We start from the raw sequence: 336 nt of genomic DNA on the forward strand, positions 1-336 counted from the left end.
GCCCCACGCGACGGCGGTACCCGGCAGACCCTGCGCGCGACGCCGCGCCACCAGCGCGTCCAGCGCCGCATTCGCCGCCCCGTACGCCGCCTGCTCCCCGCTGCCCCAGACACCCGAGATCGACGAGAACACCACGAACGCGTCAAGATCCGTACCGGCCAACGCGTCCAGGTGCAACGCCCCGTCGACCTTGCCCCGGATCACCCGGTCCAGATGCGCCTCGTCCGCGTCGATCAGTGGCACGTCCTCGGCCACACCGGCCGCGTGCACGACCGCGTCGACCCGACCGACCACGGCCAGCAACGCCTCCACCGCGGACCGGTCCGCCAGATCACA

The 336-nt window shown here is 72.9% G+C and carries 1 protein-coding gene; it reads right to left on the minus strand.

Going from position 1 to position 336, the window contains the following annotated elements:
• The coding region (locus tag PUR61_RS17255) for an SDR family NAD(P)-dependent oxidoreductase (RefSeq protein WP_329879742.1) at positions 1–336 on the minus strand (336 nt) is incomplete at both ends.

It is taken from the genome of Streptomyces sp. BE20, from assembly GCF_036322525.1.
Classification (GTDB): Bacteria; Actinomycetota; Actinomycetes; order Streptomycetales; family Streptomycetaceae; genus Kitasatospora.